The 13,801-nt window shown below is 35.9% G+C and carries 17 protein-coding genes; 8 read left to right on the top strand and 9 right to left on the bottom strand.

The window, feature by feature from the left end; genetic code table 11:
- Positions 1-28: 28 nt before the first annotated feature.
- Together AB1280_RS24040 and AB1280_RS24035 are read right to left on the bottom strand one after the other, a co-directional pair.
- Positions 29-508 (bottom strand): hypothetical protein, encoded by a 480-nt coding sequence (locus AB1280_RS24040; RefSeq protein WP_429757236.1) that lies wholly within the window; start codon positions 506-508, stop codon positions 29-31.
- Between the two features lie 60 nt (positions 509-568).
- Positions 569-1,954, bottom strand: a complete 1,386-nt coding sequence (locus AB1280_RS24035; RefSeq protein WP_429757235.1) for an alkaline phosphatase — start codon at positions 1,952-1,954, stop codon at positions 569-571.
- Between the two features lie 236 nt (positions 1,955-2,190).
- Here AB1280_RS24035 and AB1280_RS24030 point away from each other — a divergent pair, with 236 nt between their 5' ends.
- The 3 genes from AB1280_RS24030 to AB1280_RS24020 all read left to right on the top strand — a co-directional run bounded on the left by AB1280_RS24030 (position 2,191) and on the right by AB1280_RS24020 (position 4,437).
- The gene (locus AB1280_RS24030) at positions 2,191-3,030 is read left to right on the top strand and encodes a GNAT family N-acetyltransferase (RefSeq protein WP_429757234.1); all 840 of its coding nucleotides are present in this window, start codon (positions 2,191-2,193) and stop codon (positions 3,028-3,030) included.
- Between the two features lie 15 nt (positions 3,031-3,045).
- Positions 3,046-3,924, top strand: a complete 879-nt coding sequence (locus tag AB1280_RS24025) for an alpha/beta fold hydrolase (RefSeq protein WP_272186755.1) — start codon at positions 3,046-3,048, stop codon at positions 3,922-3,924.
- 66 nt (positions 3,925-3,990) lie between these two features.
- The gene (locus AB1280_RS24020; RefSeq protein WP_429757233.1) at positions 3,991-4,437 is read left to right on the top strand and encodes a hypothetical protein; all 447 of its coding nucleotides are present in this window, start codon (positions 3,991-3,993) and stop codon (positions 4,435-4,437) included.
- 34 nt (positions 4,438-4,471) lie between these two features.
- On the opposite strand, the gene AB1280_RS24015 is transcribed toward AB1280_RS24020, so the two are convergent.
- Together AB1280_RS24015 and AB1280_RS24010 are read right to left on the bottom strand one after the other, a co-directional pair.
- Entirely contained in the window at positions 4,472-4,972 is a 501-nt protein-coding gene (locus AB1280_RS24015) for a DoxX family protein (protein WP_429757232.1), read from the bottom strand.
- Positions 4,973-5,357: 385 nt separating this feature from the next.
- The gene (locus AB1280_RS24010; RefSeq protein ID WP_429757231.1) at positions 5,358-5,933 is read right to left on the bottom strand and encodes a histidine phosphatase family protein; all 576 of its coding nucleotides are present in this window, start codon (positions 5,931-5,933) and stop codon (positions 5,358-5,360) included.
- Between the two features lie 213 nt (positions 5,934-6,146).
- Between AB1280_RS24010 and AB1280_RS24005 the strand changes: the two genes are divergently transcribed.
- Both AB1280_RS24005 and AB1280_RS24000 read left to right on the top strand, forming a co-directional pair.
- The gene (locus AB1280_RS24005) at positions 6,147-6,641 is read left to right on the top strand and encodes an N-acetyltransferase family protein (protein ID WP_429757230.1); all 495 of its coding nucleotides are present in this window, start codon (positions 6,147-6,149) and stop codon (positions 6,639-6,641) included.
- Between the two features lie 19 nt (positions 6,642-6,660).
- The gene (locus tag AB1280_RS24000; RefSeq protein WP_272186750.1) at positions 6,661-7,062 is read left to right on the top strand and encodes a hypothetical protein; all 402 of its coding nucleotides are present in this window, start codon (positions 6,661-6,663) and stop codon (positions 7,060-7,062) included.
- 32 nt (positions 7,063-7,094) lie between these two features.
- Here the strand turns inward: AB1280_RS24000 and AB1280_RS23995 are convergent, their stop codons facing one another.
- Together AB1280_RS23995 and AB1280_RS23990 are read right to left on the bottom strand one after the other, a co-directional pair.
- Complete coding sequence (locus AB1280_RS23995; protein ID WP_429757229.1) at positions 7,095-8,330, bottom strand: TolB family protein; 1,236 nt, start codon at positions 8,328-8,330, stop codon at positions 7,095-7,097.
- Between the two features lie 9 nt (positions 8,331-8,339).
- Positions 8,340-8,651 carry a hypothetical protein gene (locus AB1280_RS23990; RefSeq protein ID WP_429757228.1) on the bottom strand — a complete coding sequence of 104 codons (312 nt, stop codon included), beginning with the start codon at positions 8,649-8,651 and terminating at the stop codon, positions 8,340-8,342.
- 261 nt (positions 8,652-8,912) lie between these two features.
- Here AB1280_RS23990 and AB1280_RS23985 point away from each other — a divergent pair, with 261 nt between their 5' ends.
- Both AB1280_RS23985 and AB1280_RS23980 read left to right on the top strand, forming a co-directional pair.
- A complete protein-coding gene (locus AB1280_RS23985; RefSeq protein WP_429757227.1) occupies positions 8,913-10,667 on the top strand; it encodes an aromatic amino acid hydroxylase in 1,755 nt (584 codons plus the stop codon).
- A complete protein-coding gene (locus tag AB1280_RS23980; protein ID WP_272186996.1) occupies positions 10,648-10,959 on the top strand; it encodes a 4a-hydroxytetrahydrobiopterin dehydratase in 312 nt (103 codons plus the stop codon). Before AB1280_RS23985 ends, AB1280_RS23980 begins: the two co-directional genes overlap by 20 nt.
- A 135-nt stretch (positions 10,960-11,094) precedes the next feature.
- On the opposite strand, the gene AB1280_RS23975 is transcribed toward AB1280_RS23980, so the two are convergent.
- Positions 11,095-11,499, bottom strand: coding sequence for a DoxX family protein (locus AB1280_RS23975; RefSeq protein WP_429757226.1), 405 nt, complete (start codon positions 11,497-11,499; stop codon positions 11,095-11,097).
- 154 nt (positions 11,500-11,653) lie between these two features.
- Here AB1280_RS23975 and AB1280_RS23970 point away from each other — a divergent pair, with 154 nt between their 5' ends.
- A complete protein-coding gene (locus tag AB1280_RS23970) occupies positions 11,654-12,199 on the top strand; it encodes a helix-turn-helix domain-containing protein (RefSeq protein WP_272186745.1) in 546 nt (181 codons plus the stop codon).
- A gap of 65 nt (positions 12,200-12,264) precedes the next feature.
- On the opposite strand, the gene AB1280_RS23965 is transcribed toward AB1280_RS23970, so the two are convergent.
- On the bottom strand, positions 12,265-12,774 hold the full coding sequence (locus AB1280_RS23965) for a GNAT family N-acetyltransferase (protein ID WP_429757225.1): 510 nt from the start codon (positions 12,772-12,774) through the stop codon (positions 12,265-12,267).
- Entirely contained in the window at positions 12,743-13,798 is a 1,056-nt protein-coding gene (locus AB1280_RS23960; RefSeq protein WP_429757224.1) for a LacI family DNA-binding transcriptional regulator, read from the bottom strand. Before AB1280_RS23960 ends, AB1280_RS23965 begins: the two co-directional genes overlap by 32 nt.
- Positions 13,799-13,801: the final 3 nt, after the last annotated feature.

The following is a 13,801-nucleotide window of genomic DNA, read 5'->3' as shown; positions in this document are numbered from 1 at the left end:
AAGATCCCCCACTGATGGAAGTTTCACTTTACCCTTCCCCCATCACACGAACATCTTCTATCTTCCATACATCATTTTCTTTTCCTACGGTGTAACGCAATTTCCTTTGAATGGATTCTTCTTTCTCTTTTGTTTTTATAACAGCATACTCTCCTTCAAAGTTTTCTACATTAAAATCCAATAGGTCAATTTTTTTATTCTTATTTTTAAACTCTGCTTGTTTTTGTGCTTTTGTATCTTCTAATCCTAATGATTTCGTTGAAAAGAGTGCCATATGTCCTTCAAAATCTTTCTCATTTATTGTTTGAATATAGGAATCTATTAACTTTTTAATTGCTTGTTCTTCTTTTTCCGGTATAGGCGTTGTCACCTTTTTATTTTTCTCTTCTTTATAAACCGTTTCTTCCTTTTTCATTGTATCTTTTTGCACTTTTTCTTGTGAGCTGCATCCGCATAATTGAAGACTTATGATCCCTACAATCCCTAATCTCTTTAGTATTCGTTTCATCTCTCTCCTCCAAAATGAAAAAGAAAAAGCAAGGCAAAGAAGCCCCACTTTTTCTCCATATTAGCGTCGACCTTTATTTGGGTCACCGCCGCCTATAATATCAAATACACGTTTTGCTAAGTTTGTATTTTCTTGAACGCCAGCAAATAAATATTTTCCTGGTCCAAATGCATAGACACCAACATCTTCACCAGTATGACCATCCGTTGTCCATCCTGTATAAGAGCGCTTGTTAAAGATCGCTTCAATTGCATTATCAATTTTTGTCGCATCTTTTGACGTTGCAGCATCATTTACTGATTTAATTTCTTCTGCTGTTAATTCTAAATCAATATACTTTTTCAATGTTTCTTCAACACTTGCCCCTTTAGCGATTTCAGCCGCCATAAAGTCAGGTGTACGTTTTGCTGCTTTAATTGGTTTTACATCAAAATTGTACTCGCCTTTTGTTCCAAGAGAGAAGCCGCCAGTAGAATGATCAGCAGTTGCTACAACTAATGTATGTTTATCTTTTTTTGCAAACTCAATCGCTGCCTTAAATGCTCTTTCAAAGTCTTCCATTTCACTCATCGCTGCAACAACATCATTATCATGACCAGCCCAGTCAATTTGGCTACCTTCTACCATTAAGAAGAAACCATTTTTGTTTTTATTTAAACGCTCAATCGCTGCGTTCGTCATTTCTGCTAAAGAAGGCGCTTTATCATTGCGATCAATCATTTTATCAAAACCGCCTGGTGCAAATAAACCAAGAATTTGGTCACTCTTATCATTTAATAATTGCTGACGATCCGTTACATAGCTATAACCATCTTTTTTAAATTCTTCTGTAAGATTGCGATCTTTTCTTACAAAGTTATTTACACCGCCGCCAAGAAGAACGTCTACTTTATGCTTACCATTAATTTTTTCATCGAGGTAATCATTTGCAATGGCATCCATGTTTTTCCGACTTACATCATGTGCACCGAAAGCTGCTGGTGTTGCATGCGTAATTTCAGAAGTTGCAACTAATCCTGTAGATTTCCCGCGTTCTTTCGCTTGCTCTAGTACTGTCTTTACGTTTGTTTTGTCATTATCCACTGCTATAGCTGCATTATATGTTTTAATCCCTGATGACATTGCAGTAGCAGCAGAAGCTGAGTCTGTAATATTTTGATGCTCGTCTTCTGGATATGTAACCTGTGTTCCTACAAGGTGTTTATCAAATTCCGTTTGCTCCATCTCAAATGTTTTTGGGTTATCTTTCATATAACGATGTGCTGTCATATAAGAAGGGCCCATCCCATCTCCTATTAAGACAATTACATTTTTAATCTTTGCATCACTCTCTTTTTCATCTGCTTTAATGACCTCTGAACGTGTCATATTCCATGTAACAACCGAAGTAAGTGCTAACGATGAAACAACTGCAAATGGCCATGCTTTCTTCATAAATTTTTTCACTTTATAAGTCCCCCTAATTAGTTAATTCAATCCCCATTACCTAATGTAAGGGAAAACTGTTAAGGGGAAATTAGAAAAATGTAAATGTTTTGTTAATTGTTGGTGATTATCGTTACAATGTGCATTTCTTTGTCGTTTTATTTCTTTGCCTAGCATTATTTTTTCATGTAAACGGAATGTTTTGAATTCATATGCTAAAATGGATTAACATATGGAAATTTAAGGGGGGATGATATATGAAAGTAAAAATATTAAATCACTCTGATATTTCACAGCTTTTATCTCTTTGCGATGCTGTAGGATGGTTACACAATATTTCATTTATGAAGGGGCAATTCGAGACGTACCTTTCCGTCGGTAATTTATTTGGTCATGATAACGAAGGACGGCTCGTCTCTTGTATTGCTGTTTTTCCATATAAAACAGGGTTTACTTCTATTGGTATGCTTATTGTTCATCCGGATTTTCAGCGAAGGGGATTAGGACGTTCTTTACTAGATATTTGTTTAAAAAATGCTCCCCCATTGCAACCTGTTACACTCATTGCAACGGATGCTGGTACGCCTTTATATCATACATATGGATTTAACACAGTTACTTCCATTCATCGATTGGAACGAAATAGAACAACAGCAAAACCGGGTTCCTTTGCTACTCGTACAATCACAAGTGAGGACCTTAATACACTTATTCAATTCGATTACGAAGCAAGCGGCGCTTATCGCCCTGATCTATATTCAAAGCTGTTACATAGAGCACACCTTTCATTAAAAGTCGAAAGAAATGATAGACTTGAAGCTTTCGCGTTATGTATCCGAAAAGGAGATACGTTATGTGTTACTCCACTTATCGCTAGCAACGGAGAGGATGCCTTGCATTTACTGCTATCCATATGTAACCAATGGAATGGAACTGTTCGCATTGATGTTCCACATATACAAAAAAGCTTTAGAGATAAACTGTTACCATTTGAGTTTGAAGAAACGCTGCTCTCTCCTTTCATGATAAAAAACGGAGAAACCCTCCCTGGTAAGCGAGATTTTATATATGCCATGCTGGATGCAGCGCTATGCTAGAAAGGGGAAAACATTTTGAAACGATGGAAGCTTTACATGCTCAGCTGTTTTGTCCTCACAACATTAACGAGCTGCAGTACAATCGAAAAACAAACAGAAAAAGCAACACAAGTAAAAGAAACAATTGAAACAAAACTAGAAACGAAAGAAAAAATGATTGAAATTGATGGACAAACTATTTACTTTAAACAAATCGGTAAAAATAAACCACCTTTACTTATGCTTCACGGCTTTGGAGGTTCATCAAATGGATTTAGTGATATTTATCCCGATTTAGGAAAAAATCATACTGTTATCGCTGTTGATATTTTAGGTTTCGGTCATTCTTCAAAACCGATGGATTTTCGCTACTCCTTCCCAAACCAAGCAAACTTATATTATAAATTAATGAAAAAATTAGGCTATGATACATTCGCTATATTAGGACACTCTATGGGCGGGGAAATTTCTTTAAATTTAACATACTTATATCCAGATGCAGTAACTCACCTTATTTTATCGGATGCAATAGGAGCAGAAACTTTACAGCACGGGAAAGGATCTCCAAAACCAAAATTATCAAATGATTTAAGTACAGTTTCTACTCCGAAAGAATTTCGCGAAGGAGAAGTAAAGAACAATCGTGACGATACAGCACACCATGATGAACTCGGTAAAATGTGGCCGCGTCGTTTACGCATTAACGCAGATGAAATCCAATTACCAACGTTACTTATTTGGGGAAGACATGATCAAAGCGTTGCTTGGCAAAAAGGCGAAACGTATCACCAATTCTTAAAAAACAGTACATTTCATATTATCGAAGAAGGCGAACATGCACCGTTTCGTCAACAGCCGAAAGAGTTTATACAGTATGTTGATGAGTTTTTCACGAAGTATCCTACTAAGTTATAATTTTTTACAAAAATTCCTAACAAAAGAAAACTTGTGATACAATCGGGGGAAAAAGGAGGAGATGTATTGCTGAGATCCACTAAAAATAATTCATATAAAAATGGATTGTATTTAAGCATTTATAACTTATGCTATATGCTTGGATCAGGTGCTCTATTAATTGGATTTGTTTGGATATTTAGTTCCATTGAAATAAAAGGTAGTTTCACTCTTTTATTTGGTCCGATTATAATACTCTTCTTATTCCTATCAGGGATCGGTTACTTTATATTATGGATTCGATTATTACAGAAGTACCGCCAATATGTTACCCACAAGCCGATTTGGAATATGTTTATTATCGGTTTAATTGGCGTAATTCCAAACCTCTTTTTTTTCGGCTACTTTATGAGTCTTCCAAACGATGACTCTTATTTCGGTTCAGCCTTTTTAGGAATCATCATTTTCTTTCTATCAGCAATTACGATGCTCATTCTTAGTTTATTTATAGCAAAATCACCACAAACGCGTTAAAAGGGTATCTCATGATGAGATACCCTTTTATATACTAGGCTGCTTGCTTTTTATAATTTCGTGATTTTTTATTGAAAATTTTTGATAAAATAAATCCATCTACACCAAATTTGCCAGCATTATAACCTGCAACTAGAATCAACATAGACAAAATTACTAATTGTGGATTCACACCCGTTGACCCACTAAACATATAGGAAAAGTTCATTACAAGACCAAAAAATACAGCTGTTTTCGTTAAACAACCAACAATTAACCCTATTCCAACTAAAATTTCTCCCCATGTAACTAAAAAATTAAATAGCTCTACATTTGGAATTGCTACTTCTTTTAAAAAGGATGCCCACCATGATTGCACTGCTGGCTGAGCTCCTGATGCTTTTTCAATTGCTCCTTTTAAATAACCTGTTGCGTCAAATCCACCACCTGTTAACTTTTTCATCCCTGCCATAAGCCACGTATATCCAACATAAATACGCACTACTGCTAATAAAAAGGAAACGGCTTTATTCTCTCTTAAAAACTGAATAACCATACAGTCCTCCTGATTTTTGTAATTAAATAAGTTACATGAATACAACAACATTCGTAACCAGTTTTTGGTTCATTCATTATGAATGCTTTTTATCAATTTTGACAAAATACTTTAAACGTACGCTATATAACTACTTTTATTTGCAAATAAAAACTTGAACCTATAATACCACAAACGATAATGATTTTCATTACTATTTATAAAAAATTATTTTCTCAATGCGAAATTTTCTTATTCCATGAAAAAGATCTTATAAACACTTACCCCTCACCTACCTTTTTCTGTTTCTTTCTATTTTGAGGTGGGGGTCTTACTACCCCTAGAGAGGGATAACTCAAATATAAAATACAGTTATCTCCTCTTGTTCATGCAACATTTACTTCTACTATAATTGAATTTCATACATCCCTGTTTCCTCTAAAAAGTCTTCCCTTGTTAATGCTTGTTTCATCACATATTGCCTATATGCTGTAATCGTTCCATCATGAGACACGATTATCACACGTGAAGACTTTAACGTTTTACACCATTCTATGAAACTATGAGCAGCTGTACAAAATGCAGCCTCTGTAATCGTATTAATCCCGTTTTCCCATAACTCTTCATTCCGTTCTTCTGCTAATAAAAATTGCGGAAATAACTGTTGAATGTTCTTTTGACTTAACATCTTGTCACAAGGCAATGTTCTTGCTCCTTCTCGATATGGAAAAATACGAGGGGAAATATACGGATGAACAACCCTCCTACAAGCAACTTGCTCACTCCATAGCGTAGCTGTCTGCAATGTTCGAAACGTGGGACTTGCAATCAATATATCATTCTCATGTAGGGGAAGTTTTTCCCGCAGTGCTAATGCTTGTTCTCTCCCTTTGTCCGTAAGAGATGGATGCTCTATCCACAAACTATCTAGCAGATCGTTTGTATGCTCTCCTTCTCCGTGCCTTACAAAAATAATATTCACATTAAAATCCCTTTCTTGTATTGAAATGAACTCCCTTCTTCACTGTTATCCTTCTCCTCTTTACAAAAAAATCCTCTCTTTATGTAAAAGAGAGGAGCAACGTATATATAAATTTAAAGGAGAAACATAGTTAGATCGTTCCATTCTCACAGGAGTTTACCATCTATCCAACGAATGTAATACGTTACATAAAAATAGAAATGAGTGATAACAATGATTCGCGAAATTACAGAAGCAGACGCAGCTCCCTTTTTGAAACTATGTCAAACCATTGATCAAGAAACAGATTTTATGTTATTTGAGCCGAATGAGCGGAACTTTACGATTGAGAAGCAAAAATCTATGATTCAATCTCTTCTCTCTCCATATAATTCAACACTTTTAGTAGCTGAGAAAGATGAGCAACTTGTTGGATATATAATCGCTCGCGGTGGAGCAGTAAGGCGAAAGCAACACACTGCATATTTAGTCATTGGTGTGCTCCAGCAGTATGCAGGTCAAGGAATCGGCAAACAATTACTTCACGAAATTGAAATGTGGGCTCGCACACAACAATTACTGCGTCTTGAATTAACTGTCATGTCTCATAACGAGATAGCGATTGCACTATATAAAAAGATGGGGTTTGTGATTGAAGGTGAAGCTGCGCATGGTGTAGTTGTTGATGGACAGCCGAGAAATGAATACTATATGGCGAAAATTTTATAATAGACTTAGGTGATGCGAAATGAATTCTTTTTTTATCGATATATGTAAAGTACAGCCGAGTCAATTGTTTCTAAGCAATGACAAAATCATGAGATTGCAACAGACTTTTTCACCATCGGCATTTGCTTTTCATACACCATTACCCGTAAAAAAATTAGAAAATAAAATTATTTTTACAGATGGTCATACCCGTGCATATTTATATTGGCAAGCAAATATAAAAGAGATTCCTGTGTATTGGGATGATGATCCATTACATTATGACTTATACAAATTATGTGTAAATTGGTGTCTATCAGAAAAAATCTTTCATATCGGTCATTTACAGCATCGGATTTTACCTCATTCACAATATGAAGTTCAATGGATACAACGCTGCATAAATGCCGAAAAATCTATGCCAAACTATACACTCTTTTAATATGCGTCTCTGCAAACAGAGAACGCATATATTTATTCTTGTACCGATACAACATTTTCCCAATCTCGTTTCTCATAATAATTTGCTGCTTCGTCTATATTGTGAATCCATTTTCTCGCTCGTGAACCGTCTGCATTGGCAATCCACATATCAGATTGCTCTCCGTTAGAGCGTATCCATATGATTTGATTTGTGTGTGTAATATAGTATGGATAATAATCTCCGTATCCTTTTGATGGGGTTGTTATTTGAAGTTGCTGTGCATTCGTAACATTGATTTGATATAGTGAAGGCTTGGGACGTTTTTTTGGATCATTGGACCACTTCGCTTCCTTTGCTCTGGAAATTGTAATCAAAGTATTATTATTCCAAATAAAATCCCAATCAACATAACCTTTTGGAGTAAAAGTAATTTGCTTAAAAGCAGGAAGTTCTTTTAATTTTAAATGTTTATTTTCGACGATAAAACGCCCCTCTCCTTCTATGTATGCAAGAATATTTTTTGATGGGGCCCATTGAAACCATTTTGGTTGAATCAACATGTGATCAACTGCTTCAAACCGACTTCCATCTGCTCCGATTATACATAAAGTATTACTATCCATTGACCAAGAGGCAGTTGGTGTTGCTAAAAAGGAAATCCATTTTCTATCAGGTGACCATTGGAATAAACTTGCTACAATTGCAAAAAATTGTGGTGATTCTTTCGGTAAGGTGTAAAAGTGTTTAACCTTACTTCGATCTAAATTTGCATTAAGTGGTACTTGAAATAACTCAGCACCTGTCCATCCTGTTGGTAGTAAATGAGACATAGAAGAAACGAGAAATTTCTTCCCATCAGGATACCAGCCATAATCTCCAACCCCTACTGATACATTCTCAAAACCCTGTTGTGTTTTTTCTACATCGTATATATTCAAAACACCACCAGATTGAAAAGCGATGATATTTTGCTTTGGTGACCATTGATGGTTTGTTGCATCCGCTTGGAAAGGTATCACCTTTTTCCCATCTGAAATTCGATATAATTCAAGCCGGTTTGCTTCTTTTCCTTTTACATAAGCAAGCCACTTTCCATCATATGACCACTCTGGATTCGCGATATGTTCTCCTTTTGTTACCTGCTTTTCTTTTCCGTTTATTTTTATCCAAAGATTATGATTACGAATAAAAGCAACTTGTACTGGCACACTTTCCGCATAACTACTTGAAACCGCGCCAAAGAAAACAAAAACAAATATAAAAAACTGAAACATACTCTTAAGCATATGAATACCTCACTTTATAAGCTTTGCAATTCTCTGCATTCCTTTTATGAAAAATAGCATACTAATTCCCCATGATGAGCCGGCAAGTCCAATATAAAGTGAATTATATTCCGACTCACCCCCCTCTCCAACAGACGGTTCTTGTAAAATATGTACCCAAGCTGCAATCCCAAAACTTAGAAATATAAGATGACTAAAAAAACAGCCATATACACTACATTTTGTTTTCCACCATAACAGTGCAGCAATAACAAAAGATAACAATAAAAAGATTGTTGCCCCGTGTATTAATAATGATACTATCTCTTGCTCCATTGCCATAATTATCCCCTACCTTTTTCTTATAGCATTTCGCTACTCAACCGAAGAGTATACAAAATTTATTAAAAACAACTCTTTATCACGTTCACCTAAAAAATCACAAGTGGGTTAGTACTACAATTTTTTTTATTTGCGCCAAAAGAAATGTTAAACAATTCGGAATCTTGTGATAAAATTAAAAGCGCTTACATCATTTTGAAAGGATCGATGCGTGTACAACATGTAACATCTTATTTTTTCACTTAAAAGGAGGATGTATATATGACAAAAAAAACAGAAATTCCATCACATTTAAAACCGTATGTATCAAAGCAGCATTACGATCAATACACACCAGTTGATCATGCCGTATGGCGCTACATTATGAGACAAAATCATAACTTTTTAAAAGACGTTGCACATCCAGCTTATGTAAATGGATTGCAATCTTCCGGGATTAACATAGATGCCATTCCAAAAGTAGAAGAAATGAATGATTGTTTAGCACCGAGTGGTTGGGGCGCTGTAACAATTGACGGATTGATTCCTGGTGTAGCATTCTTTGACTTCCAAGGACACGGACTTCTGCCCATCGCGACAGATATTCGTAAAGTGGAAAATATTGAGTATACACCAGCTCCAGATATCGTTCATGAAGCAGCTGGTCACGCTCCAATTTTACTCGACCCTACATATGCAAAGTACGTGAAATTGTTCGGAATGATTGGAGCTAAAGCTTTTTCTACAAAAGAAGAACACGAATTATTTGAAGCAGTTCGCCAATTAACGATTGTAAAAGAAAGCAGAACATCTACACAAGAAGAAATTGTGGCAGCGGAAAAAGAAGTAGTAGAAAAACAAAAACATATTTCCGGCCTATCAGAAGCAGAACAAATTTCACGTCTATTTTGGTGGACAGTAGAATACGGGCTAATTGGCGATCTACAAAACCCGAAAATTTACGGCGCCGGTCTCCTTTCCTCTGTTGGTGAAAGTAAGTATTGTTTAACTGATGCAGTCAAAAAAGTACCTTTCTCAATTGAAGCATGCATTCAAACGACTTACGATGTAACGAAAATGCAGCCGCAACTCTTTGTTTGTCAGTCGTTTGAAGAGCTTATTGATTCACTTGAAGCATTCTCAGAAACGATGGCATTCAAACTAGGCGGTACAGAGAGTTTAGATAAAGCGCTCCGCTCTGAAAATACAGCAACAGTCGAGCTAAACAGTGGATTACAAATTACAGGAACGCTCGCTGAAATCGTAAAAGATGAAAACGGCGAAGCAATTTATATGAAAACAAATAGTCCAACTGCATTAGCAATTCACCATGCGCAATTACAAAATCATTCCACAGCTGTACATCAAGACGGCTTCGGTACACCAATTGGACTATTACAACATGATATTGCATTAGAATCTTGTACAGATGAAGAATTACGTGCATTAGGAATCGTTATTGGTCATAAAGCCGAGCTTATTTTTAAAAGCGGTGTACATGTCACAGGAATAGTAAGCGATATGATTAGAAATAAAGAAAAAGTCGCTGTCATTTCGTTTACAAACTGTACTGTAACGCTGAAAGACCGCTTATTATTTGATACATCATGGGGTACATTTGACATGGCAGTTGGTTCGGCTATTACTTCTGTATTCCCCGGGGCAGCAGATCCAGTAGCATTCTTCCCGGTGGATGACGAAGAAGAAGCAACACCCGCACCGCGTATGCAATCAGAACTAGAAAGCATGTACGAAACAGTTCGCAACATTCGGGGTGAAAGTTCACTACATGAACAGCATATAGAACAGCTTGCAGCGATTTATCACGCACTAGAACGATTTTATAAACAAGAATGGCTACTGCGCCTTGAAATTTTAGAGTTGTTAGCGGGGCATAAAGTAGAGATCCCAGAACGCGCAACATTATTACAACAACTTTCTTCCTTTACAAATAATGAAGCGGTGCAGCGATTAATTAATAACGGACTTGCCTTACTCCCAATAAAGGATGTGAAAAATAATGCAACGACTAACTAATGAAGAAGTACAAGAAGAGTTAATGAAGTTGGATAAATGGACAATAAAGGACGAAAAATGGATTGAACGAAAATACATGTTCTCCGACTACTTAAAAGGTGTCGAATTTGTTTCTGAAGCCGCCAAACTATCTGAAGAACGCAATCACCATCCATTTATCTTAATTCAGTATAAAGCAGTTATTATCACATTGTCATCCTGGAATGCAAAAGGATTAACAACACTCGATTTTGAAATGGCAAAGCAGTTTGATGAGATGTTTTTACAGAATGAAAAAGCGATAGTACGATAAGAGAATGTAGAAAAGGAAGCCTACCTCAGGCTTCCTTTTCTACATTTCATAATGAACAGAATATGATGACCAAATTACACTACAAATTTCTGTATTAAGGTAACATCAAAAATTCATACTATTTTCTAGTTTAAATTAGTCTTTTTTCAAAATCGTAGCTTTTAAGTAGCGATCCACAAAACCTTCTGCTTTTACAACAAATAAATAAAGACCCATTGTTAATAACGCTAAGTCTAATTCATATCCTGGATGTTTTCCATCGCCTAATAAGCCAAATGGTCCGTTCACTTTTACAATTGCTCCAACTAAAATAAGTGCAAATAATAATCCTACGTATCTTACACCTAAGCCGATAATTAATAGCGCACCGCCAATTACCTCGACTGTTGCAACGCCATATGCAAGACCACCTGGTAAACCAATGCTTGTAAACCAACCTGCAATATTATCGATTCCTGCTTGAAATTTTTTTAAACCATGAGCAAAAAATATAATTCCTAATACAACTCGAATAATTAAATTACCAATATATTGATTCATCTTTACTCTCCTTTTGTTTCGTTATATAAAACTTTTATTTACATTACAAAACATACAATAATTTTTTTTATTCGTCAATTAATTTTTATTGAGAAAAAATAAAAAAGATTTGCTATGATACAAATATCTGTTATTAAAAAGGAGCACGGTTTTTATGAATATCGGTTCGACAATACGTGAAATTCGCCAGCGCAGAGGAATTACAATTGCGCAAATATGTGAAGGAACAGGGCTTTCTAAAGGATTTATGAGTCAAGTGGAAAACAATAAAACATCTCCGTCTATTCTTACTCTTGAAACAATCGCTCATTTTTTAAATGTTCCTCTTCCTTATTTATTGTTAGAGCAAAAAGATCGGATGAAAATTGTAAAAAAAGAAGAACGGAAATATAGTATTTATGGAAAAGATCAACAAAAAATTGAACATGTAGCCGAGCAAGGCGGACTACGTTTATCATTAGTAGAAATTCCTGTCGGCTTTCCGAAAGAAAACACACCGAATGCTCATGAAGGTGAAGAATGCCATCTTGTCTTGCGCGGAAAATTAGAAGTACAACATGGAGAGGACATTGCCATCATTGAAGAAGGAGATTCGTTTTCTTGGAGCGCATGTGTACCACATATCGTTCGTAATATTGGTGATGAAGCTGCACTTCTCCTTATTTCAAGCCATACTGAAAATCGAAAACATGTATATTGAGGCATTGTAAACAAATTTGTTTGCAGCGCTTTTTATAAATAGCATAAAACGAGCAGGTTGTTCTTTCACTCACCTGCTCGTTTCATTGCATATACGAGAACATCCATATCATGGAATACAACTGTCTTCTCATAAACCATACCTGTCTTTCTTGCTACAAAAATAGAAGCTGGGTGATTCGGATTAACAAGAGAAATAAGTTTCTGAAGCTTTAATACTTGAAAGCCATAATCGCGAAAAGCTGCTGCCGCTTCTTTCGCAAATCCATTTCCCCAGTACTCTGGAAGAAGCCAATAGCCAACTTCAATCTCTTCTTTTCCATCAACGCGTTGCTTAACAAGTCCGGCATGTCCCATTGGTTCTCCCGTTTCTCTATGTAACATTAAAAATAAACCAATTCCACATTCGTATCCTGGTAAAACCCAGCTCTCAAGACTTTTTTTACATTGTTCATACGTTTTGGGAGTCCCTTTCCCGATGTAACGAATTACTTGATCATTCCCCCATAAAGAAGCGTAAAAATCTAAATCTTCCATTGTATATTTACGAAACTGTACACGGTCTGTATGAAACATATCCTTCCTCCCTTCTTGTCGATTCTCTTTCTATAACTAAAATAGGTAATTGTATCTGTTGCACATGTTTTCCCTGTAATTGTTTATGCAATAAAATAATAGAATACCTTGCCATACTTGCAATCGAGGTAGAAATAGTTGTTATACTCGGATTCATCATCATCGAAATTTCTTGATTATCAAATCCAATCACACCAAAATCTTTCGGAATACAAATTCCCATTCGCTGTGCTTCCATAATCATTCCAGCAGCTATTTCGTCACTACCTGTAAAAATCGCATCGGGGGCATTTTTCATAGATTGCATCATCTGTAGCACCCGTTTCCCATCTTTTAATCCATAACAATTAGGAAATATCCATTCCTGTCGCAATGATAGATGATGCTCACATAAAGCTCTTTTATATCCTTTATACCTTTTTCGCTGCGCCTTACTTTTTAATGTATCGTAACAAAATCCAATGCGTGTATATCCTTTTTCTAAAAGATGCTTTGTTCCTAAATATCCCGCCCGTTCTTCATCAAATTGAACTGTTGATATCAATTCTGTTTCTATATGCTCATTACATATAATAATCGCACCTGAAGTACTTACACATTCGACCTCCTCTATCGGCAAAGAAAGTGTCGCAAAAATAAGCCCATCTAGCTTCTTCGTTCTTATGTAATGGATAAATTCTCTTTCCCTCTCTGGTGCATAATTTGATTGTAATATCACAACGTCATAACAATCTTCTTTTAAAACATTACTTACTTCTTGGATGAATTGACTAAAGAATGGATGGTATAAATTCGGTACTACTACACCGATTAAATTCGTTTGAAGGCGTCGTAAATCTTTTGCTACCGCTACAGGGACATATTTTTTTTCATCAATAATCGCTTGCACTCTTTCTCTTAATTCTGTTCGAACATACGGATGACGATTGATTACACGAGAAACGGTCGCTTTCGAAACCCCAGCTAATTTGGCGATATCTTCAATTGTAGAAATTTTGAATCTCCCCCTTGACCTGTAACGCATTTC

Source organism: Bacillus sp. S10(2024), from assembly GCF_050473865.1.
Classification (GTDB): Bacteria; Bacillota; Bacilli; order Bacillales; family Bacillaceae_G; genus Bacillus_A.
The sequence above is the reverse complement of the archived record's forward strand: the minus strand, read 5'-3'. Positions and strand labels throughout refer to the sequence as shown.

Bases quoted from the DNA above. Each gene is read 5' to 3' on its own strand.
- AB1280_RS23975 (WP_429757226.1), bottom strand. From the start codon at position 11,499: ATGAATCAATATATTGGTAATTTAATTATTCGAGTTGTATTAGGAATT.
- AB1280_RS24015 (WP_429757232.1), bottom strand. From the start codon at position 4,972: ATGGTTATTCAGTTTTTAAGAGAGAATAAAGCCGTTTCCTTTTTATTA.
- AB1280_RS23965 (WP_429757225.1), bottom strand. From the start codon at position 12,774: ATGTTTCATACAGACCGTGTACAGTTTCGTAAATATACAATGGAAGAT.
- AB1280_RS23960 (WP_429757224.1), bottom strand. From the start codon at position 13,798: ATGCGTTACAGGTCAAGGGGGAGATTCAAAATTTCTACAATTGAAGAT.
- AB1280_RS24000 (WP_272186750.1), top strand. From the start codon at position 6,661: ATGAATTCTTTTTTTATCGATATATGTAAAGTACAGCCGAGTCAATTG.
- AB1280_RS24040 (WP_429757236.1), bottom strand. From the start codon at position 508: ATGAAACGAATACTAAAGAGATTAGGGATTGTAGGGATCATAAGTCTT.
- AB1280_RS23970 (WP_272186745.1), top strand. From the start codon at position 11,654: ATGAATATCGGTTCGACAATACGTGAAATTCGCCAGCGCAGAGGAATT.
- AB1280_RS23985 (WP_429757227.1), top strand. From the start codon at position 8,913: ATGACAAAAAAAACAGAAATTCCATCACATTTAAAACCGTATGTATCA.
- AB1280_RS24005 (WP_429757230.1), top strand. From the start codon at position 6,147: ATGATTCGCGAAATTACAGAAGCAGACGCAGCTCCCTTTTTGAAACTA.
- AB1280_RS23990 (WP_429757228.1), bottom strand. From the start codon at position 8,651: ATGGCAATGGAGCAAGAGATAGTATCATTATTAATACACGGGGCAACA.
- AB1280_RS24030 (WP_429757234.1), top strand. From the start codon at position 2,191: ATGAAAGTAAAAATATTAAATCACTCTGATATTTCACAGCTTTTATCT.
- AB1280_RS23995 (WP_429757229.1), bottom strand. From the start codon at position 8,330: ATGCTTAAGAGTATGTTTCAGTTTTTTATATTTGTTTTTGTTTTCTTT.